General features: G+C 61.5%; 19 protein-coding genes and 3 pseudogenes. 9 read left to right on the top strand and 13 right to left on the bottom strand.

What is annotated here, in order from left to right; all coding sequences use genetic code 11:
* The first annotated feature begins 41 nt into the window (after nt 1–41).
* Nucleotides 42–1250 (top strand): iron-containing alcohol dehydrogenase, encoded by a 1209-nt coding sequence (locus Thiowin_RS10690; protein ID WP_328987716.1) that lies wholly within the window; start codon nt 42–44, stop codon nt 1248–1250.
* Between the two features lie 457 nt (nt 1251–1707).
* Here the strand turns inward: Thiowin_RS10690 and Thiowin_RS10685 are convergent, their stop codons facing one another.
* The 5 genes and pseudogenes from Thiowin_RS10685 to Thiowin_RS25280 all read right to left on the bottom strand — a co-directional run.
* Nucleotides 1708–1935, bottom strand: coding sequence for a hypothetical protein (locus Thiowin_RS10685; protein WP_328987715.1), 228 nt, complete (start codon nt 1933–1935; stop codon nt 1708–1710).
* A pseudogene (locus Thiowin_RS10680) lies at nt 1919–2110 on the bottom strand (BrnT family toxin); the annotation flags it as partial. The pseudogene Thiowin_RS10680 and the gene Thiowin_RS10685, both read right to left, overlap by 17 nt.
* Before the next feature lie 298 nt (nt 2111–2408).
* Nucleotides 2409–2741 (bottom strand): DUF5615 family PIN-like protein, encoded by a 333-nt coding sequence (locus Thiowin_RS10675; RefSeq protein ID WP_328987714.1) that lies wholly within the window; start codon nt 2739–2741, stop codon nt 2409–2411.
* Nucleotides 2738–2965 (bottom strand): DUF433 domain-containing protein, encoded by a 228-nt coding sequence (locus Thiowin_RS10670; RefSeq protein WP_328987713.1) that lies wholly within the window; start codon nt 2963–2965, stop codon nt 2738–2740. Before Thiowin_RS10670 ends, Thiowin_RS10675 begins: the two co-directional genes overlap by 4 nt.
* A gap of 406 nt (nt 2966–3371) precedes the next feature.
* Nucleotides 3372–3734 (bottom strand): annotated as a pseudogene (locus Thiowin_RS25280) (transposase); the annotation flags it as partial.
* 29 nt (nt 3735–3763) lie between these two features.
* Here Thiowin_RS25280 and Thiowin_RS10660 point away from each other — a divergent pair.
* Both Thiowin_RS10660 and Thiowin_RS10655 read left to right on the top strand, forming a co-directional pair.
* Nucleotides 3764–3934, top strand: a pseudogene (locus tag Thiowin_RS10660) (tyrosine-type recombinase/integrase); the annotation flags it as partial.
* A 44-nt stretch (nt 3935–3978) separates the two neighbouring features.
* Nucleotides 3979–5256 carry an ATP-binding protein gene (locus tag Thiowin_RS10655; protein ID WP_328987712.1) on the top strand — a complete coding sequence of 426 codons (1278 nt, stop codon included), beginning with the start codon at nt 3979–3981 and terminating at the stop codon, nt 5254–5256.
* Nucleotides 5257–5319: 63 nt separating this feature from the next.
* Here the strand turns inward: Thiowin_RS10655 and Thiowin_RS10650 are convergent, their stop codons facing one another.
* Nucleotides 5320–6729, bottom strand: coding sequence for a ribonuclease H-like domain-containing protein (locus Thiowin_RS10650; protein WP_328987711.1), 1410 nt, complete (start codon nt 6727–6729; stop codon nt 5320–5322).
* Between the two features lie 142 nt (nt 6730–6871).
* Nucleotides 6872–7051, bottom strand: a complete 180-nt coding sequence (locus Thiowin_RS10645) for a hypothetical protein (RefSeq protein ID WP_328987710.1) — start codon at nt 7049–7051, stop codon at nt 6872–6874.
* Between the two features lie 106 nt (nt 7052–7157).
* Between Thiowin_RS10645 and Thiowin_RS10640 the strand changes: the two genes are divergently transcribed.
* The gene (locus tag Thiowin_RS10640) at nt 7158–7370 is read left to right on the top strand and encodes a TA system antitoxin ParD family protein (protein ID WP_328987709.1); all 213 of its coding nucleotides are present in this window, start codon (nt 7158–7160) and stop codon (nt 7368–7370) included.
* A complete protein-coding gene (locus tag Thiowin_RS10635) occupies nt 7367–7606 on the top strand; it encodes a type II toxin-antitoxin system RelE/ParE family toxin (RefSeq protein WP_408034188.1) in 240 nt (79 codons plus the stop codon). The genes Thiowin_RS10640 and Thiowin_RS10635 overlap by 4 nt, the downstream gene beginning before the upstream one ends.
* A gap of 91 nt (nt 7607–7697) precedes the next feature.
* Here Thiowin_RS10635 and Thiowin_RS10630 read toward each other — a convergent pair whose 3' ends face one another.
* Both Thiowin_RS10630 and Thiowin_RS10625 read right to left on the bottom strand, forming a co-directional pair.
* Complete coding sequence (locus Thiowin_RS10630) at nt 7698–10160, bottom strand: DEAD/DEAH box helicase (RefSeq protein WP_328987708.1); 2463 nt, start codon at nt 10158–10160, stop codon at nt 7698–7700.
* Between the two features lie 31 nt (nt 10161–10191).
* Nucleotides 10192–11070: an HDOD domain-containing protein gene (locus Thiowin_RS10625; protein WP_328987707.1), complete on the bottom strand. Its 879-nt coding sequence runs from the start codon at nt 11068–11070 to the stop codon at nt 10192–10194.
* 167 nt (nt 11071–11237) lie between these two features.
* Between Thiowin_RS10625 and Thiowin_RS10620 the strand changes: the two genes are divergently transcribed.
* Entirely contained in the window at nt 11238–11708 is a 471-nt protein-coding gene (locus Thiowin_RS10620; RefSeq protein WP_328987706.1) for an EVE domain-containing protein, read from the top strand.
* Nucleotides 11709–11722: 14 nt separating this feature from the next.
* On the opposite strand, the gene Thiowin_RS10615 is transcribed toward Thiowin_RS10620, so the two are convergent.
* The 4 genes from Thiowin_RS10615 to Thiowin_RS10600 are packed head-to-tail and all read right to left on the bottom strand — an operon-like array spanning nt 11723 to nt 15721.
* Nucleotides 11723–12076, bottom strand: coding sequence for a hypothetical protein (locus tag Thiowin_RS10615; RefSeq protein ID WP_328987705.1), 354 nt, complete (start codon nt 12074–12076; stop codon nt 11723–11725).
* 15 nt (nt 12077–12091) lie between these two features.
* On the bottom strand, nt 12092–12973 hold the full coding sequence (locus Thiowin_RS10610) for a phosphatase PAP2 family protein (protein WP_328987704.1): 882 nt from the start codon (nt 12971–12973) through the stop codon (nt 12092–12094).
* On the bottom strand, nt 12966–14642 hold the full coding sequence (locus Thiowin_RS10605) for an ArnT family glycosyltransferase (RefSeq protein WP_328987703.1): 1677 nt from the start codon (nt 14640–14642) through the stop codon (nt 12966–12968). The genes Thiowin_RS10610 and Thiowin_RS10605 overlap by 8 nt, the downstream gene beginning before the upstream one ends.
* The gene (locus tag Thiowin_RS10600) at nt 14642–15721 is read right to left on the bottom strand and encodes a glycosyltransferase family 2 protein (RefSeq protein ID WP_328987702.1); all 1080 of its coding nucleotides are present in this window, start codon (nt 15719–15721) and stop codon (nt 14642–14644) included. Before Thiowin_RS10600 ends, Thiowin_RS10605 begins: the two co-directional genes overlap by 1 nt.
* Before the next feature lie 329 nt (nt 15722–16050).
* On the opposite strand from Thiowin_RS10600, the gene Thiowin_RS10595 reads away from it, so the two are divergent.
* From Thiowin_RS10595 to Thiowin_RS10585, 3 genes are all read left to right on the top strand, one after another.
* Complete coding sequence (locus Thiowin_RS10595) at nt 16051–16542, top strand: hypothetical protein (RefSeq protein ID WP_328987701.1); 492 nt, start codon at nt 16051–16053, stop codon at nt 16540–16542.
* A gap of 397 nt (nt 16543–16939) precedes the next feature.
* Nucleotides 16940–18049: an efflux RND transporter periplasmic adaptor subunit gene (locus Thiowin_RS10590; protein ID WP_328987700.1), complete on the top strand. Its 1110-nt coding sequence runs from the start codon at nt 16940–16942 to the stop codon at nt 18047–18049.
* Nucleotides 18046–21132 carry an efflux RND transporter permease subunit gene (locus Thiowin_RS10585; RefSeq protein WP_328987699.1) on the top strand — a complete coding sequence of 1029 codons (3087 nt, stop codon included), beginning with the start codon at nt 18046–18048 and terminating at the stop codon, nt 21130–21132. Before Thiowin_RS10590 ends, Thiowin_RS10585 begins: the two co-directional genes overlap by 4 nt.
* Nucleotides 21133–21148: the final 16 nt, after the last annotated feature.

Below are 21148 nucleotides of genomic sequence, written 5' to 3'. Positions count from 1 at the left end.
CGACCATCCATGCCGGCGGCTTTCTCACCAAGGCATTCTAAATGACCCCTTTTAGCATCGCCCGTTTACCCAGTATTGAATTCGGCGCCGGCGCGCGCGCCAAGCTGCCGGCACTGGTGCGTCGGTTCGGACAGCGCGCACTGCTAGTCAGCGGCGGCGCATCCTTGATCGATGGTCCCTTCTGGCCCGACCTCGCGCAAGGCTTCGCCGATGCCGGCGTATTACTCAGCCAGTGCCGGATCATCGGCGAACCCTCGCCGAGGCTGATCGATGACAGCGTGCGCGCCTGGCGCGACGCCGGCATTGAGGTGGTCATCGCCATCGGCGGCGGCAGCGCGCTCGACGCCGGCAAAGCCATAGCCGGTCTGCTGCCGGGTGGCGGCTCGGTCCTGGATTATCTCGAAGGCGTCGGCCCCGAATTACCCTATCGCGGCCCGGCGCTGCCGCTGATCGCGGTGCCCACCACCGCCGGCACCGGCTCGGAGGCGACCAAGAACGCGGTACTGAGCGTGCGGGGACCGAATGGCTATAAGAAATCCTTCCGCGACGAGCAGCTGGTGGCCGCGGCGGCGGTGGTCGATCCGGACTTTCTCGCCACCTGCCCGCCGGCGGTGATTGCCGGCAATGGCATGGATGCCCTGACCCAATTGCTTGAAGCCTATGTCTCGGCGCGCGCCAATCCGCTGTGCGATGCTTTGGCGCTCGACGGGCTGCGCCGCGTGCGCGACGGGCTGCCGCCGCTGGCGCGCGATCCGGGCGACGCCGCGGCGCGCGCCAACATGGCCTATGCCGCGCTGCTCTCGGGCGTGGTGCTGGCTCAGACCGGGCTTGGCAGTGTGCATGGCCTGGCCTCGCCCTTGGGCGCCCTGTTCCCGATTCCCCATGGCGTGGTGTGCGGCACCCTGGTCGCCGCCGCCACCCGGGTCAATCTCCAGGCCTTGCGCGAGCGCGAACCCGCGCATCCGGTGCTCGCGAAATACGCCCGCCTTGGCCGCCTGCTGAGCGCGGAGCCACATGAGGAGGCATTGGTGGGCCATGATCCCGGCGCCGATGCAGCCGCCGCCGACTCACTGGTCGCGCTGCTCGAGGACTGGACGAAAGACCTGGCGCTGCCGCGCCTGGGCGCCCTGGGCGTGACGCCAGCCGATCACGCACAAATCGTAGCCTGCAGTCGCGGGTCGAGCATGAAGACCAACCCGATCGTCCTGACGGATGCCGAGATTGGCGCCATTCTGAGCGCGCGTCAGTAGCCCTTGTCTTCCAGCCCGCGCCCGCCCGGTTGCGACTGCGGATTCCCGCCCTCAACCAGCCCGAAATGCAGAGCATCCTCTGGGTATTTGTCCAGGATTATCTTTTGATCGAGACGTTGCCGGGCTAGTTCTTTGACCTCGTCGTCGATTCTCAGAACTGGGAATTCTTCGATCTTTTTGCATCGCTGTGTTGCCTGAGTTTCGTCACCTTTTGATGCCTCTTGGATTACGATGTCTGAAATGTATGCATCATAATCACTGAGCTTTCCCAGAACTCGGAGGTCGAGGCTTGGTGAGCAGCGATTACTAAGTTCTCGATGTTCGAGCCACCAAATAGATTACATCGCTAGTTTAGATGTATATTGTTGGCTTCATCACTTTCGATTGTTGCAGCTGACGCCATGTTCAGCCGAGCCGGTTGAGCGATAGCGAAGCCGGCTTCGGCTGAAGCAACTCGTTAGGCTGCTTTTCCGTGTTGCTGAATAATCCTTGTCAAAGTCCTTAACGCCTCGTTGACAGACTTTGCGTCAGGAAATATCTTTGCCACATCAGGCTCAAGCATAATAAGTTTCACACCCTCGTGATATTGCTTGGCATATTTACCGCGAACACCATCTTTCATTTTGACAAAATCATATTCATCTTCAAGTTCGTCGCTTAATTCGTTATCAATTTCCATGCTCATAAAATCGCCGCTCCCGTTTTGTTGCGAGTCTAGCGCTGATGATTCTTACGGTTTTACCGTGATGCAGGTGAGAAATAACCAGAATCCTCTGTTTATCGGAAAGCCCAATTATTACAAAACGCTCTTCATCTATTGAGTGTTTAGGATCGGGATACGTCACAGACAGGGAATCTCCGAATACAGAAGTTGCCTCTTCAAAGAAAACACCATGTTTTCTGTTATTATTCTCAGCTTTTTAGGGATTCCATTCAAAACCCATCAGTCACTCTGATTTTATTGCCTAAACGCCAATCTCAGCCGAGCAGATTAAGCGAGAGCGAAACCGGCTTCAACTGGAGCATCGTGTTAGGCCAATTCACCGAATAGATGCGGACTTGAAAATTTAACCGAACCTGACCCTTTTGATTCACTTTTGATTCAACTCGTTTGATTCACCTTTTATTCTGAGTTACTTAGTTTGTCCTGTTTTTTAATTAATCAACTTCAATAATTCCTGAGATTATGTTTTTGTGGAATTCTATCAAAATTATGTATTTATCTCTGATTATTCTTTCTATGTCGCTTACACGACAATTTCCTATGCGCAGCCATATTACCTTCGGAGGAAAGCCTTTTAATAACCTTATTTCATTAAAGTCAGAATCTTTTGTTACTATCGTGAAATCGTTATCTCTCGCAAACAACCAAATTTCTTGATCATTAGATTCATCAAGATGTTCGATCATTGCATGGCTCGAACCAGGAAAAATGTCTTCCAGTTTCTGCGCTAGCTTGTGAGAAAGATTGTTATCAAATAACAATTTCATGCACTTAGCCTTCTAATTGTATTTTCTCTTTCTGCGGCGAAGGCAAGGCAAGCAAGAATATCTTCATCATTTAGTTTTGGATAATCATCAAGGATTTCCTTATGTGTCATTCCATCTGCGAGCATATTTAAAATATCATAGACAGTAATCCTCAAACCTCGAATACAAGGTTTTCCCGACCGCTTTCCAGATTCAATTGTGATGTATTCTTTATAATTAACCATTTCAATTTACCACGCATCTGGGATCTTTTGACTTTCCTAAAAAAAAACATTTTATCCGGCGTGCGCCACACAGACGGTCCCGTCGAAGTACTGAGTTCGACACGCACGACGGATAAATGTTTGTTGGACTAATCCGCTCCCTGCACGGTGCCTGAGTTCGGCACGACCCGCGTCGACAAGAGGGGATTGTATCCTCGCTGCTGGGGCTGACGGCAACCGGGCGGCGCAAAACGTCGGCTGTGCTGGACGCCTGAGGGACATAAGTCGAGCATGCGTGCTGCGACGGGCATGAATTTAGGTGTCTTTCGCCCCCAGTATAGGCGGTTTTCCGAGTACGAGGCGAGTGTTGACCACAGGCCGGCGGCGGCCTGTCCGAGTTGACAAGGTTGGTGGTTCCGAGTCGCGATCAGCGGCGCGCGTTACCCCCGGGATCGCGGCGCACGGGTGCGAGGTGCGCACACACGCGCAGGTGTCCCTTGCGGCACGTCGGGCAGGGGTGACCGGCGTAGGTGGCGGGCTCGGTCTTTGCTCGGGCGGGCGCGGGTGGCGGTGCCGCCAATGCGCCGCGGATCGCCACCAGTCGTTTGGCCCGGCAGCGATTGGCAAGGAAGCCGAAATGGCGCACGCGCATGAAGCCTTTAGGCAACACATGCAGCAGGAACGGGCGCAGCAGCTCCTCGCCGCGGAGCGTCATCACCTTGCGCCGGTTACCGTCGGCATAGTCCTTATAGCTGAGTTCGACCGAGCTGCCATCGAAGCGCAGCAGCCGAGCGCGCGGGTCTTACCAAGCGGGTGAACTGCCATTGTCTGCGGCATTCGTTCGCGACCCATTTGTTGGAATCAGGCTATGACATTCGCACCGTGCAGGAGTTGTTGGGGCATGCGGATGTGTCCACGACCATGATCTATACCCATGTGCTCAATCGCGGCGGCCAGGGGGTGCGCAGTCCGCTCGATGGGTTGCTGTAGGGGATCACGGGAAAGCGCGCAGTCAAGCAAGATCGCAGAAAACCTTGCAAATCGGCGATGACATCACTAATTTGCAAGGCATGTACCATCCGCGCCTACAAACCGACCGCTTGCGCCTGCTCGCGCGCAGCTTTCCTGTCGTGATCGTCGGCGGCGCCCGCCAGGTCGGTAAAACCACGCTGTTGCGGCACTGTTTTCCTGATATCGATTATGTGGTTTTCGATCCCAGCCTGGATATCGAGAACGCGCGCGCCGAGCCCGACCTTTTCCTGCGCAACCACCCGCCACCCGCAATCCTTGATGAGATCCAATATGCGCCCGAGCTTGCCGGCGCCATCAAGCGGCATGTTGATCGCCAGCCGGATTTGTGTGGTCAGCATCTGTTGACCGGCTCGCAACAGTGGCAGATGTTACGCGAATTGACCGAAAGCCTGGCCGGTCGCGCGGCCTTTCTGGACCTTCACGGCTTCTCCCTGCTGGAAATCACCGACACCCAAGGGGCCTGGCTGCCGCGCTGGTTGGAGCGAAGGAATGACTTCCTCGCCGAGGCGCGGGCAGGTGCCCGTTACCCCGGCGCCTTGACCGAGTGGCTTTGGCGCGGCACCCTGCCACGCGCCCGGGTGATTGAATCGGCGGCAATCCCGGATTTCTGGCTCGGTTACCATCGCACCTACGTCGAGCGCGATCTGCGCTTGCAGGGTGAGGTCGAGGACTGGCAGCAGTTCGGCCGTTTCATCGGGCTGATGAGCGCGCTAACCGCGCAGGAGATCAACTACAGTCAGCTTGGTCGCGAGATTGGCTTGGCTGGGCAAAGCGCGCGGCGCTGGCTGGCGATGATGACCGCGACCTACCAATGGACGGAAATCCCGGCGTATTCGGGAAATGCGACCAAACGAGTGTCTGGCCGACCAAAAGGCTATATCGCCGACACCGGCCTTGCCTGCCATCACGCCCGGCTCTCGACGCCCAAGGCGCTGCCGAGCCATCCCTTGTTTGGCGCCTTGTTCGAGACCGCCATGGCGGCGGAGATGCTCAAGCAGGCCGCGACGCTGCCCGCGCGCCCGGCCTGCTTTCACTGGCGCTCGGCCGGCGGCGCGGAAGTCGACCTGATTCTGGAGCACGACGACTGGCTGTATCCCTTTGCATTCAAGCTCACCGCCGCGCCCACCCGGCGCATGGCGTCCGGCATCAACGCCTTTCGCCGCGCTTACCCGCGGGCGACCATCGCCACAGGCGCGCTGCTGTGCGCGGTCGAGGAGCCGCGTTGGATTGCCGAGAATGTGATGGCGCTACCGTGGAATTTGCTGCGCGTGGGAGACTGAGCTTAACGCGGTCGGTCATTCTTATCCGTCCCTGAATTTTGCGGCGATGCGCTGGGCGTGGCGTCATAGGAGCCGCTGGCTTTCGCTTGCAGCCTTCACTTTCGTGCGCAAACGCTGGCGACGGTGCTCACTGGCTGGGTCGGCTGGCAAACGGCTGGCATAGTCGAGGGCGCGGTGCGGGTCGCGGGCGATGTGTTCGTGAAACTTCGCCAGCGCCTCCAGCGCATCGGGCTGGTTATCGCGCGCTAGCCTCTCCCAGAGTTCCACCGCGCGCGGCCAATTGCGATCACGGCGATGCAGTTGTGCGAGCAGTCTAATCGCCTCGGGCTCGGCGGCTTGGCCGTTCACACTGGATTCCAGCAGCGCGCGTGCCAGTTCCATCTTGCCCCGCTTGATCCAGTGCGCGGCCACGCTAGCGCTGTCGGCGCCATGGCTCAGCGGTTGGCGGTAAACACTGGCCAAGGCCGGCATGAGCGCGGCGACGGAGAGCAGATCCTTGCGGTTGTGCTCGACCACGGCGGGCAGTTGTGTCAGATCGCCGTGGCGCAGCCAGTCGAGCCAGGCGGCGGGGGCTTCGCTGCCGGGGAGATCCTGGCCGCGATCAAAGGCGAGCAGGCGGGATTCGACGCTTGCCAGACGGCAGTCGGGCCAGCACCGGGCATAGGCGCGGCGCACCGGATGCAATAGGTCGAGATGCGCGAGGTGTTCGAGTTGTTGGCCGAGGTCGCGAATGCTGGGCGGACCGCCCATGGCGGCCAGACGGCAGCGAGTCACCAGCAGTGGGATGTCGAAGGATTTGCCGTTGTAGCTGACCATCAATGTGGCATCGGCCAGGGACGCGGCGATCCGTTCAAGCATCAGGGCTTCGGCGTCCAAGCGGGTGAGCAGATACTGTTCTAGTTCCAGTGTCACGTCCGGGCCGCTCTCGCCCGGCCCGGATGACAAACGCGCGGCGCCGAACAGGAACACCCAGGTGCCGGTGCCGCCGGCCAGGCCACTGGTTTCGGTGTCCAGAAAGCACCAGGTTTCGGGTGGGCCAGGCGCCAGGTCGGTCAGGTCGCTGAGTGGGTCCGAGGCGCCGCCTGCTGCCAGCGCGGGCGCGAAACGGCCATGGGGTCGGGTCGCGTCCAGTTGTTGCGATAAACGCAAGAGTCCAGGGGCAAGCTGTTCGGCGCCCAGGATATCGGCCAGGGCGCGTTCGTCGCCCCGGCGCATGGGCGGTTGAAGCGCACGCGGGCGCAGTCGCGCGATGCGTTCGGCTAGACCGGGCTCACGCCTGTCCGTGTTGGCGGGGCTACCGGATGATTGGGGCTGTTGGGACGCGATGTCGTGCGCCAAACCGAGCTGATCCGGGGCAATGGGGTTCGAATCCAACAAATCCGCCGCAACCGGATGCGAGTCGACCGGCATTGACGGCGCTGACATCGGTGCCGACTGCTGGCGCAGCCGGTCAAGCCGGGATTTCAGGCTCATGGCTTGGCCCTGGCCCTGCATTGCCATGGGTTGCGGTCAGCGCTCCGGAGGCGTCGCGTCGATTGGGTCGGCGCACAAAAAATTGAGGCGTAGAGCCGCACCAGATCGGCCTCGGCTTCCGGCGTGAAGCGAACCCGATACCTCATCCCGAGGGCTCGGCGAATTTGACCTCATCAAGCACCCCTTGAAGGCGATCCAACACGGCTGATGCCTCGCTATAGCGCCCCGACTGGCGTGCCTGATCCCGCGACTTCAACCCGCGTGCGATAAACGCTTGTTCAGCTTGGCGATAGGCGATGCTATCTCGGATCGCTTGTTCCACGAAGCCGGACTCCAGAATTCACAAATTCCGCCAAAACTTGTGCCTTGGCAAACCAAACAATCGAACATAAACTGCATTTGTCGCAGATCGCCACAGGATTTTCAAGATGAGCGTTTCCATCCGCATTGACGACAAGCTCTATGCCGCCGCCAAGTCGCAAGCCAGCGCCGAAATGCGCTCGATTCCACAGCAGATCGCCTACTGGGCCAAGGTTGGCCGTGCCGCGCTCGACAATCCTGACCTGCCCATTGAGTTCGTGCGCGATACGCTGCAGGCGCTAGAGGAATCCTCCGAGCCCTTCGACTTGCCAGGGCAATGACGCCACGACTCGCCCAACGCCCCGCTTTCAAGCGCGCGTACAAGCGGCTTCATCCCAATCAGCGCGAGGCTGTCAATGCCGCCATTCGCAGCATCCTTGAGGAGCCATCCCGTGGTCAGCAGAAAAAGGGTGATCTCGCTGGTGTTCGCGTCTTCAAACTCGATTGCATCCATCAGCGCTTCCTCCTTGCCTACATCCAGGATGAAGCCCTCTGCACCCTGCTGAGCTTGGGCTGAGTTTGGGCTGAGCTTGGGCTGAGCTTGGGACCGCATGAGAATTTATACCGCGACTTAAAAGGCTAGTGCATCGCTGCAGAATTATCGAAATTCAAGACGCCAACAGCCGCTCCGGCCTCTTGGACTCTTCAGCGCTTCCTCCGAGCAACGCCAGCACCAGCAACGCCACGGCCTTGGGATGCTGCGCGCGTTCTTCATCCCCCGGCAGAATCGGGCCGACGCAGGCCGGACAGCCGCCGGCGCAGTCGCAGGCGGCGACCAGGGCGCGGGCGTCGGCGATGAGCACCGCCGCGTCACGATAGAGGGGTTCGGATAGGCCCACACCGCCGGGGTAGTTGTCGTAGAGAAACAAGGTCGGCTCGAAGCGCCCGGTGGGGGCCAGTTCGACCGGCTGGTTGTCCGGGCCGCGCACTTGGCCGCGACCGTCGTTACCGAGGGTGGCGAACCAGGTGCCCTGCCCGTCGCCGACCGCGCGACCGAGATCGCTGACCTCGGCCATGGCGCGCAGGGCGGCGACATGGTGCAGCGCATAGGCGGCGCCGAGAAAGCCTTCGATGGCGCGCTCGCGTTGCGGCAGCGTTTGCGCCAGCGCCTCGGGATGCACCTGCCACCACACCGAGGTGGTGTGCATTTCCTGATCCGGCAGGTTGATGTTGCCGTAGCCGATGTTGTCGTGGCTGTAGTAGCGGATTTTTTTGTAGCCGGGATAGCGGCGCACCAGATGCACTTCGCCATGGCAGCTGGCGGCCTGGGCACTGCGCTGCTGGTCGAAGCGGTCGAGAATCTTCAGGCGGGTGTAGTCGATGGCATCGGTGTAATAGTCGGCGCGAGTCTTGCGCACGAAAGCCTTGCGCCCGGTCCAGTCGAGCTTTTCGACCTGATAGGGCTGGGATTGCACCATGTAGATGGCGCCTTCATAAAGCGTGCCGGGCGCGCTGCTGTAATCGACCTCGGCGATGATGGTTTGCTTGCCGGCGTCGATGTCGATGACGACAAAATTGCCCTCGGCGACCGATCGCAATGACACCGCGTTGGCCGGATAGCTGTCGGCGATCCAGTACCAGCGCCCACTTTGGTATTGCAGCAGGCCCTGGTCGCGCAAGTAGCCGAGCATTTCGGCGAGATCCTCGTTGCCGAAGGTCTCGCCTTCCTGGAAGGGCAGCTCGAAAGCGGCGCAGCGCACATGGTCCATCAGGATCAGCAATTGATCGGGCTGGATGCGCGCCTGCTCGGGCGAGCGACCGAGAAAGAACTCCGGATGGCGCACAATGTATTGGTCGAGCGGCGAACTGCTGGCGACCAGCACGCCCAGGCTGGGACGATTGCGCCGCCCTGCCCTCCCCAGCCGCTGCCAAGTAGCGGCGACCGTGCCGGGATAGCCGTTCAGCACCGACACATCCAGACTGCCGATGTCCACGCCCAGTTCCAGCGCCGAGGTGCTAACCACCACATCCACGCGGCTGGCGCGCAGGTCGCGTTCGATGGCGCGGCGCTCGCTTGGCAGATAGCCGCCGCGGTAGGCGCGCACGCGCGGCGGGCGGCGCGGATCGCGGTCGAAGACATCTTTCAGATACTTGGTGATGACCTCCACCATCAACCGCGAGCGGGCGAAGACGATGGTCTTGAACCCGGCCTTAATCGCCGAGCGCGCGACCCTGGTGGTCTGGGAGCGGGCGGAGGCGCGGATGCCGAGATCCGGGTTGATAACGGGGGGATTCCACAGCAGCAGATGCGCGGCCCCGCGCGGTGCACCGCTATCGGTGATGGCGGCGACCGGCGCGCCAATCAACCGTTCGGCGAGTTCTTGCGGATTGCCGATAGTGGCCGAGGCCATGATGAACTGGGGCTGCACGCCGTAGAAGGCACAGACGCGCTTGAGGCGGCGGAACACATTGGCGACATGGGCGCCAAAGACACCGCGATAGCTGTGCAGCTCATCGACCACGACGAAGGCCAGCGACTCGAAAAACTGCGCCCATTTGGTGTGATGCGGCAAGATGGCCTGGTGCAGCATGTCGGGATTGGATAGGACAATATCGCCCCGGGTGCGCACCGCCTTGCGCGCATCGCCGGGTGTGTCGCCGTCGAAGGTGAAGGCCTTAATGCCGAGGGTAGTTTCAGCCGTGGCGCCCGGCTCACCCTGCATCCCCTGCCCCGCCTGATTGAGTTCAGACAACTCCGCGACCTGATCCTGCGCCAGCGCCTTGGTCGGGAATAGATAGAGCGCCTTGGCCTGGCGCGAGAGCACGGCGTCGATCACCGGCAAGTTGTAGCACAGGGTTTTGCCAGAGGCAGTCGGCGTGGCGATGACCAGATGCTGGCCATCCCGCGCCAGATCCCAGGCCTCGCGCTGGTGGCTGTAGAGCCCGTTCAGTCCTCGTTGCTCCAGCGCCGCGCGCAGACGCGGATGCAGATCATCCGGCAGCTCGCCAAAGCGCGCACGGGCAGCGGGCAGGGTCAACTCGCCGGTGATGCGATCCCGGTAGCGCTCTTTGAGCCGCTCAAGATAACGCGCGAAATCCGCCGTGCCCGGCGTCGCCCGGGTGGCATTCATGGGCTGCGCCGCGACCGCGCGACCATGGGGTCTAGTACACCACCGAGGCGCCCGGCACCAGAATCTCGAACACCTCGACCACCTGCAGACTGATGTCGCCGGGAAGTTCGTCGAGCGCATCCGCCGGTAAGCCCAGCCGTTCGGCCAGTCCTTTCAGGTAGTCCGAGGCACTGGTGGCCAGCGCCTCGCCACCATCGATGGCGGTGGACTGCACGATACCGCCGACCTGCTCGGCACCCTGCACAATCAGAGCCTCCAGACGATAATCCGATGCCTGGTCGGGATCGAGCTGATAGGCCACCGCCTTCCAGATCGACTCGGGAAAACGCCAGGCGCGCAGCAGCTCGGCGCCAAGATCGGCGAAATTAAAGCCAAACACCCGTTCCTCGGCCTCGATCACCGACAGGCGTTCATCATCGATCAGCCGCAGCACCTCGGCGTAGTCGTCCGCGCAGTAACTAAAAAACACCAGCTTGCCGATGCTGTGCAGCAATCCGCCGAGAAACAATCGCTCACCCTCACGCACGCCACGGCGTTTTGACAGCTCGCGTGCCGCGATTCCGGTCGCCACGCCATGGAACCAGAAGCGCTCCATGTTGACTTTTTCTGGTGGCAGGCCGCGAAACATCTCGACCGCGAAGGTCGCGAGGATCAGATCGCGCAGCGGCCTGAAGCCTATCAGCGAGATGGCCTGGGTGACTGTCTCGATCGGGCACGGGCGGGCGTAGTAGGCGCTGTTGACCAGCCGCAGCAGGCGCGCGGACAGAGCCGGATCGTAGAGAATGACCTCGGCCAGATCCGCCGGGCGGGTGCTGGGTTCGTCGATGAGTTGATTGACCCGCAGCGCCACGTCCGGCAGGGAGAAGAGATGTTCGGTTTCTTTGATCAGGTCTTGTGGTGTCATCGTCATCACGCCCTCGGGGTCGCTTCGGGCCACGCGGGAATACGGGTTTTCCGCGGACCATGATTGGTGACTATCATAAAGCAGTCCCACGGACGCTGGCGGAATCCGTGCGCAAAAAACGCCATCACTTCGCCCAGGTCCAGCCGTTTCACCCCCTTTGCGGAGACAACTCCATGGCGTATTGGCTGATGAAGTCCGAGCCCGAGGTTTTTGGCATCGAGCACCTGCTTGCCCGCCCCAAACAGACCGAACCCTGGGATGGGGTGCGCAATTATCAGGCCCGCAACATGCTGCGCGACCAGATGCAGCCCGGCGACCAGGCGTTGTTCTATCATTCCAACTGCAAGGAGCCCGGCATTGTCGGGCTGATGGAGATTGTCAGCACAGGCTATCCCGACCCAACGGCTTTTGACCCCGCGCATCGCTATTTCGACCCCAAGAGCACGCCAGAGAATCCGCGCTGGTTTTTGGTCGATGTGCGTTATGTTCGGCATCTGGCGCGCACCATTACCCTGGCTGAACTCAAGCAAGAGCCACTGGCCGAGGCGCTTGGCGACTTCCCGCTGATTCGCAAGGGAAATCGGCTGTCCATCATGCCGGTGACGGACGCGCAATGGCAGTTAATCCTATCGTTGGAAAACTGACTACAACAGCCTGACTACAACAGCTTAATGATCTGCTGTTTCGACAACCCCAGCGCCTGGGCGCCAAGCTCCAGCGCCTGCTCGGCAAAGATATCCGCGTCTGCCCAGCGCGGATCGCTGTCGACGATCTCGGACAAGGTCTCGCTCACCACCCGCAGATGGCAGAGTCGCGGCTGGGAGGGATCGGCGGCGGATTCGCTGCAAACATAAAACCTCGGCTCGCGCTGCCCGTCCGGCACAAAGGCGAGGATGAAGCGATACGCACGCACATCCGGGCTCTCGATCTCGCTCAGGAGCGTCGCCGAATAGTCGCCGATTTGATAGCGTCCTTTTGGAATCGCCGTTTTAATCGTTGGCCGATCTTGCATCCTTCGCCTCCCAAGTCAAAAGCTTCGTTCCAAAACCGCGCGCCGGCGCATCCAAAGATAACGCGCCATGGGCCCGACCACATAGCTCAACAGCGCGCTCAGCAGTGCCATGGCCACCAGTACCCGCCCCGGCCAGAGCGCGTCCGGATAGCCGCGTCCAGCCAACGCCAGGGCAATGGCCATGATGACGGCCAAGGTCACTAGCGCCAGATGGACACTGGTGTCGATCACGCCCCAAGGCAAGCGCCTGGCGAGCCCCGCTCCCAGCCAGGCGGCCAGCAAGCCGCCCGCCAGGCCGGCGGCTACATCAACCGGCCAGTGCACGCCGAGTGCGACGCGACTCAAGCCCGCGAGCAGCGCCAACAGCAGAAACAACAGCCGCCACTCCACCCAGCGCGCGTGGTACATCAGCACGCCAAATAAAACCCCAGCCGTCACGCCATGCCCGGACGGAAAGCTGTGATGACGATGCCCGGGGCCGATCAGCTGAAAACTGCCGGCCTCCAGCACGGCCGGCGGTCGTAGCGCATCAATCAGCGGTTTGAGCCCGCGTGCATAGGCCGCGCCAATGAGCGCGGCGCAGATCAGCGTCCAGAACACCCGCGGGTGCCGACGCGAGAAAAAGAGCGTGAGCGCGAAGGCCAGATGTTCATCACCCAACAGCGTCAGGTTTTGCCACAGCCAGGGCGGATAGGCCCGCGCCCAGGTGTTCAGCTCCGCGAAGCCGGTGTGATAGCCGCCGGCCAGGTAGAGCCCCAGCGCCAGCAGCGCGAGCGCCAGCGCGGTGAGCAGCAGTTCGCGCGCGGCCTTGGCATTGGCGGCCAGATCGCGCTTAAGCCCCTGCTGCAGCGCGCTGTTCAGATCGCGCCCGAAAAAACCAAAAAGCCCCTCAGCCATGATCAGGCACCTCCACGGCCGCCGCTGGCGGCTCGCCGACCCGCATCAGCGCGACAGCCCCGCGCCGGAACAGCGTCTCAAGCTGCTCCGAGGGATAGAGCCCTTGCAGGCGCTCAAGTTTATCGATGCGGAGAAACACCAGATCTCCCGGCTCGGGCTGGCGATCAGGGGTGATTGCCCGCCGATAAACACTAAAGCTCGGCATGCTGGTCTTGTAAACCACCGTGGGCTCGTCAAGCTGACGGGCCAGCAAGGCGGCCTCCTTGACCGGCGCCTGCATCACCTCGAACACCCGTGGCACCAGCAGCCCATGGACAACCAGCGTCTGAATCACCCCCGCCAGCACCACCCGCTGCCAGAGTGCGACCCGATGCGCCCAAAACAGGCTGACCAGCAGCACCAGCGCCGCGACCATACCCAGCAGGTAGAAGCCATCAAGCACCTCGCGCCCCAGCTCGAAGAGCGCGATTTCATGCGGTTTGTCGGCTTGCTCGGCCAGGGGTCCGAGCGCCAGCGGCAGGGCGAGCAGCACCAGCCCAAAGATCAGCGCCGGTAGCAAGGCCAACCAGCGGTTGAACCCGCTTTGAGTGAGGCGCTCGCGATGTCGCGCGAGCATGATAAAGAGCGGCGTCAGCCCATAGACCAGATAATGCGGCAGCTTGGTGCTGGAGAAGGAAAACACCGCCAGCACGCAGAGAAACCACAGCAGCAGAAAGCGATCGAGCGGATCGGCCCAGATGCGCCGCAACGCCGGCAAGACCGCCAGCAACCAGCCGCTAAAGGGCAGCATGACCAGAGGCAGCATGGCGAGATAGTAGCCGGGAAAGCCCTCATGACCGTGGATGACGCCACCAAATCGCCCGAGATTGTGCTTGAAGAAAAAACTCTGGAAAAACCCCAGCCCGTTATCCAGATAAATCGCCAGATACCAGGGCGCGGCCACCGCCAGGAACACCAGCCAGCCGCGCGGCTCGAACACCGCGCCCAGCCAAACTTTGATCTCCCGCCAGCCCATGGTCAGAGCAAAGAGCAGACTAACCAGCAGTGGGAAGAAGACCGCCACTGGGCCCTTGGTCAGAAAGCCTAGGCCCAGCCACAGATACACCCGCCACAGCAGTCCACGCGACCGGGGCGAATCCGCCAGGCGCGCAAGCCGATAGCGATAGACATCGAAAAAAGCCAGAGCGATGAACAGATTCAGCACCGCGTCGGCCACCGCCGCCTTGCCGATCAGGCCGATCTCCAGCGACAGAGCCATCACCAGCGCGGCCACCGTGGCGGTTTCCCTGTCCAGTCGCTGGCGCACGAACAGCCAGAGTGCCAGCAGCCACAGGCTCGCGGCCATGGCCGAGGGCAGGCGCAGCGCGAATTCATTCAAGCCCAGCAGCGACACCGAGCCGGCCTGCAACCAGTAGATCATCACCGGCTTGTCGTAGCGCGGCTCGCCATCCTTGTACGGAGTGATGAAATTGCCGCTCGCCAGCATCTCCCGGGTCGCCTCGGTGAAGGCCCCTTCGTCCAAGTCATAGAGCGGTGGACCGCCAAGCTGCCAGAAAAACACCAGCCAGACAATCAGTGGCAGCAGCCAGGGGGAGGTCAGAAGCCCCTCGGGCAAACCCAACTTGAGTGTGCCTAGGGCCTTGTTCAGACGAGCAGCGATGGGAGGCATCAGTCCGGTCGCCTCCAACCCCAAGTGGCGCCGGACTCTTGGGGCAACACCCCATAATGGGTGCGCCCAGCGGAGGCAAAGAAGGTCCGCACCAGCATCTCGGCCAACACGCCCGTGGTCAGCAGTTGCACCGAGGCGACCAGCAGCAGAATGGCGATGAACAGCAGCGGACGCTGGCCGATGTCATCGCCGAAAATGAACTTCACCACCAGCAAATGCGCCATCAATAAGGATCCAAGCGCGCCAAACACCAGCCCGATGGAGCCGAAAAAATGCCCCGGCCGCGCACCAAAGCGCAGGAAGAAAAAGGCCGCGAGCAGATCGAGCAGCACCCGGAAGGTGCGCGAGATGCCGTATTTTGACTGACCAAACTGCCGCGCCCGATGGCTGACCGCCGTCTCGCCAATGCGCGCGGGCGAGGTGACGGACGCCACCCACACCGGAATGAAGCGGTGCATCTCCCCATAGAGGCGCACTTCCTTGATTACCTCGGCGCGATAGACCTTGAGCGAACAGCCATAGTCATGCAGGCGCACGCCGGTGACCTTGCCAATCAGCCGATTGGCGATACGCGAGGGGATTTTGCGAATAATGAGCGCATCCTGGCGGTTCTGGCGCCAGCCTTGCAGCAGGTCGAGATCGCGCTCGACCAATTCATCAAGCAGGCGCGGAATCTCCGCTGGATCGTTCTGCAAGTCCCCATCGAGCGTGGCGATAAAGGTCCCGCGCGCGGCGTCAAAACCTGCCTGCATGGCCGCCGTCTGACCGAAATTGCGCCGCAAGCGAATTACCCGCACATGCTCGCCATATTGCGCGGCAGCCTCCTCAAGCCGCGCCGGGGTCTGATCGCGACTGCCGTCGTCGACCAAAATCAGCTCCCAGGGGTGCGCATAATCAGTCAGCCCATGGTGCACGCGCTCCAGCAAGGGCGCGACATTCTCGGCTTCCTGATAGAGTGGGATAACGACCGACAGGGAGCGGTTGAACACCGGGCCACCAGAGGCTGACTCCGCGGATTCTGACTCTGCGTATGCTGACCCCACGGATGCTAACTGGATACTGTGCGTTTGGGATGACATGATTCAAGCCTGCGCGAAACATCGGTCCCGGCGCCAATGCCGGGGCCGCGGAGTATAACCCAGTCCCCGGCACGCCGATCAGCCGGCCTTGCCCGCCGCTAGCGCCTCGCTCACTCCATTACGCACAACAACCGGAGCCTGGGAGTCAGGGGAGGCTCGGCTTCAAACCCAAAGATTCAGCTTGCGGCGGACAACAAGACCTAGGGAAAATGGCCGGATGGTCATTGGAACTTAGGCTCATGGGGCATCACCGCCCCGGAGAATCGAGCTGCTGTTTTACAGACAGGATCTGGACAATCATCCGGACAACATTCATAGGGAGGAGAATCATGACGGGAAAGCCTCGGAGCATGCAGGGCGCTATTCACCGAGACATTATTCTGGGCCTGGTCGCGGCCGCCGCTGGGCTGCTGGCCGGCCAGACACTGCAACCCCTGATCATTAGCAGTCTGCCGGAGATCGGCTGGTGGACCATTGCCTCCATGCTCCTGATCGCCTCGCTGGCTCTGCCCGGAACCCTGGTGGTGCTATCCATGGCGGAACGCTATGGCGCCATGGCATTGAGCTGGACGGTCTTTTTTGTGCTGGGCGTGTTCTTTCTTGCCGCTAGCGCGTCCGCGCTGGCCCTGGCCGGCAGCGCGGCCTGGACGCTCCCCTCCTCCTATCTGCTGGTCGCCTGGGGGCTTGGCATCCTGCTCAGTGTCACCCTGTTGAAATGGTGGTTGGCGCGCATCGCCGCCAACAAGGCCGCGCGTGCCGCAAACCAATCCACAGAAGACACAGAAGACATAGAAGACACAGAAGACACGTTAAACACTTAATATTTTGGGCAATCTAAGGATACAAGTCAGGTTATGCAAAGCGAAGTGTGCTAACTGCTATTCAAACCAAGTTATCTCACCCAATTTTACCTTCGCTTAGGAGTCCAGAGCCCCGCATCCAAGCCGCGGAAGCACCTCCTTCCGGCTTAAGGTGATAGCTTTGTTGTTGGTTCAGATCCCAGTGGTTCGGGGCAGCGGCTCGGGGCGTCGGCTTATGCAGCACTCCAGGCATCGGCCCCAATCGAGCCCGGGCGGTAGCTGTTATCATGAGCACCTTTGGCATTCCCGCCCTGGGGAAATCCGTGCCACACCCGAAAACCCCATCCATCTCAGGTACGGCCCCGTCACCCGGCTGGAACCATTGATCGGTTACACACTATTTGGATAATTCTCCGCCATGCTGCGTCGCCTTCTGCTTGTTCTCATTGTGGTCGCCATCGTCGTCGGTGGTCTGGGCTTTTTAAAGTATCGCCAGATTCAGGGCGAAATCGCCATGTTCTCCCAACCGCAACCGCCAGCCACGGTTGCTGACACGCGAGTCAAGGCCATGACCTGGCAGCCGGAGTTGCATGCCGTCGGTTCGCTGCAGGCGGTGCAGGGAGTGATGGTTAGCAACCAGGTACCAGGGCAGGTGCAGCAGATTTTGTTTGAATCTGGCGACATGGTGGAGAAAAACCAGGCGCTGGTGCAGCTCGACACCGAGGTTGACGAGGCCGATCTGGCCGGCTTGGAGGCCGCGCGCAGTCTGGCCGAGACCCAGCTTGGCCGCAACCGCCGCTTGCTGGCCGATCGTGCCGTGTCCCAGGGCGATTTCGACGAGGCCAGTTCCCGCCTGCAACAGACCGAGGCCGAGGTGGCCGCCAAGCGCGCGGTGATCGAGAAAAAAACCATTCGCGCCCCCTTTGCCGGTCAACTCGGCATCCGCCAGGTCGATCTTGGTCAGTACCTGGCCGCCGGGACCAGCATCGTCGCGCTGGAGGCACTGGATCCTGTCTACGTTGACTACGCCCTGCCCGAGCGCGAACTGGCCCAAATCGCCGTCGGCCAGACCGTCGAGGCGCGGGTCGCGGCCTATCCGGATGCCTCCTTCCCCGGCACCATTCAGGCAATCAGCCCGGCGGTCGATCAGGCCACGCGCAATGTGCGGGTGCGCGCGCTGCTTAAGAATCCCGATCATCGGCTGCGCCCCGGCATGTTCGCCAAGGTCGCCACCCTGCTTCCAGAGCAGGATCAGGTGCTGACCCTGCCGCGTGAGGCCATCACCTTTAATACTTATGGCGACTCGGTGTTCATGATCCTCGACGGCGAGGGCGAGCAGGCGGGTAAACTGGTGGTACAGCGCCGCCAGATTCAAACCGGCGCGGTGCGCGACCAACGCGTCGCCGTGCTATCTGGGCTGGAAGAAGGCGATCGCGTGGTCTCCGCCGGACAGGTGAAACTGCGCAATGGTGCCGAGGTGCGAATCACCGAGGACGAACCGGCTGGCAGCGGGGATGCCGCGCAGTGAAATTCACCGACATCTTCATTTATCGGCCGGTGCTCGCGAGCGTCGTGAGCTTGCTGATATTCGTGCTCGGACTGCGCGCTATCTTCGAGATGGAGGTACGCCAATTCCCGGAGACACAAAATACCGTGGTCACTGTCACCACGGCTTACCCGGGCGCCAGCGCCGAGCTGGTCAAGGGCTTTATCACCACGCCGCTGCAACAGGCCATCGCCCAGGCCGATGGGATTGATTTTCTCAGCGCCACCAGCAGCCAGGGCGTGTCGGTGATCGAGGCCAACATGCGGCTGAATTACCCGGCCAATGATGCCGTCGCGCAAATTCAGGCCAAGGTGGCCAGTCAGCTCAATGTGCTGCCGGAGGCGGCGCAGAATCCGGTGATTGATTCGACCACCGGCGACACCACGGCGCTGATGTATATCGCCTTCTACAGTCGCGAGATGTCGCTATCGCAGATCACTGACTACCTGCTGCGCGTCGCCCAGCCCCAGTTGCAGGCGCTCGAAGGCGTTGCCCAAGCGGAAATCTTTGGCAACCAGACCTTCGCCATGCGCGTGTGGCTCGACCCCGACCGCATGGCCGCGCTGGGGATCTCTGGCGAGCAGGTGGCCACCGCGCTGCAGGCCAACAATTACCTGGCCGGCATCGGCCAGCTGCGCGGTGAGCTGGTGCAGATTGACCTCGGCACCACCACGGATCTGAGCGACGTGGCCGACTTCCGCCAACTGGTCATTCGCGAGGAAGGCGGCGCCCTAGTGCGTCTCAATGACATCGCCAGCGTGGAACTCGGCCCAGCCGATGACAACTCCCAGACGCTCTACAAGGGCATCCCGGCGATTTTTATTGGTATCGAGCAGGCGCCGGGGGCCAATCCGCTGACGGTCGCCGAGCGCGTGCACGAGACGCTGCCGAGCCTGGAAGCCCAATTCCCCGAAGGGCTCGAAGCACACATCCCCTACGATGCGAGCGAGTTCATCGAGGAGTCCATCCGCGAGGTCTTCACCACCCTGGGCGAGGCGGTGTTGATCGTGCTTTTCGTGATCTTCCTGTCGCTGGGGTCCATCCGCGCGGCCCTGATTCCCTCCCTGGTGGTGCCTTTGGCCCTGGTCGGCGGCGCCTTCCTGATGCTGCTGATGGGCTTTTCCATCAACCTGCTCACCCTGCTGGCCATGGTGCTGGCCATTGGGCTGGTGGTGGACGATGCCATCGTGGTGGTGGAGAACGTCCATCGGCATCTGGAAATGGGCAAGGACGGCATTAGCGCCGCCGTGGATGCCGCGCGCGAACTCGGGCTGCCCATTCTGGCCATGACCACCACCCTGGTAGCCGTATACGCGCCCATTGGCTTCATGGGCGGGCTGGTCGGCTCGCTCTTTACCGAGTTTGCCTTCACCCTGGCCGGCGCGGTGCTGATCTCCGGCGTGGTGGCACTCACCCTCTCGCCCATGATCGCCGGGCGGGTGCTGCATTCAAGCAAGGACTCAAGCCGTTTCGAACATCTGGTCGAGCAATTCTTTGACTGGCTCGCGCGAATCTATGGTCGCGCGCTGGCGAGTTGGCTGAAATATCCAGCGGCGACCATCCTGGTCGCCATCGTGGTGATCTGCGCCATCTATGTGATGTACGAGATGACGGAAAAAGAACTGGCGCCGACCGAGGATCAGAGCATTCTGTTCGTGATGGGCACCGCCCCCCAGACCGCCACCATCGATTTCGACGTGCGCTATGTGCGCCAGATGCAGGAGATTTTCGAGACCTTTCCCGAGTATCAGGAAAGCTTCCTGCTCGCCGGCATGGGCGGCGACACCACTATGACCTTTGGCGGCTTCAAGATGTCGCCGCCCTCGCGGCGCGAGCGTTCGCAAATGGATGTGCAGCCCCAGCTCCAGGGCGCGCTTGGGCAGATTACCGGCCTGCAGACAGTGGCCTTTCCGCGCCCCAGCCTGCCGACGCCCGGCAATGGCATTCCGGTTGAGTTCGTCATCCTCTCCGACAGCGAGATCGAGGAGATCAACGGCTTTGCCGATCAGTTGCTGGGCACCGCCATGGGCAGCGGCAAGTTCATCTTCCTGCAGAAGGACGTCGAGTACAGCCGTCCGCGCACCGTCATTGAGATAGACCGCGACCTGGCCGGAGATCTCGGCATCAGCATGCAGGCGCTCGGGCGCAGCCTCTCGGTCATGCTCAATCAGGACTATGTGAACTGGTTCAGCCTCGAGGGACGCAGCTACAAGGTCATCCCGCAGGTCAGCCCCGAGGCGCGCGCCACCACGGAAATGATCGAGAACTACCACATCCGCACCGCCAGTGGCGAACTCATCCCGCTCTCGACCCTGGTCAGCCTGCGCAACGAGGTAGTCCCATCCAAGCGCACCCAGTTCCAGCAGCTCAATTCCATCGCCCTGTCCGGCGTGATGATGCCTGGGGTCTCGCTCGGGGACGCACTCAGCTATCTGGAAGAACAGGCCGCCGAGATTTTCCCGCGCAATCTCCGCTGGGACTTCAAGGGCGAGTCGCGCCAGTTCAAGACCGAGGGCGGCGCGCTCGAAGCGACCTTCTTCCTGTCGCTGCTGATCATCTACCTTGTGCTGGCGGCCCAATTTGAGAGCTGGCGCGATCCCTTTGTCATCCTGATGTCGGTGCCCCTGTCCATCGCCGGGGCCATGGTGTTTTTGTTCTTGGGTTTCTCTAGCATCAACATCTATACCCAGGTGGGTTTGATCACCCTCATTGGCCTGATCGCCAAGAACGGAATTCTGATTGTCGAATTCGCCAATCAATTGCGCGAGCGCGACGGGCTCGACAAGTCCGCCGCCGTGCAACAGGCCTCGGCCATCCGCCTGCGCCCCATCCTGATGACCACGGTCGCCATGCTGGTGGCCATGATCCCGCTGCTCACCGCCAGCGGCCCCGGCGCCGTGAGCCGCTTCGACATCGGCCTGGTGATCACCTCCGGGCTGGGCATTGGCACCCTGTTCACGCTGTTCGTGGTGCCGGCGGTCTATGTGTTGGTCGCGGCGCCGGATGCGCATCCGCGTCATCCGGACGCGTCAATGCCAAACGCTCAGGGGTCGGCGACGCCCTAGCTGTTAGCGCCGCACC

Source organism: Thiorhodovibrio winogradskyi, assembly GCF_036208045.1.
Classification (GTDB): Bacteria; Pseudomonadota; Gammaproteobacteria; order Chromatiales; family Chromatiaceae; genus Thiorhodovibrio; species Thiorhodovibrio winogradskyi.
The sequence above is the reverse complement of the archived record's forward strand: the minus strand, read 5'-3'. Positions and strand labels throughout refer to the sequence as shown.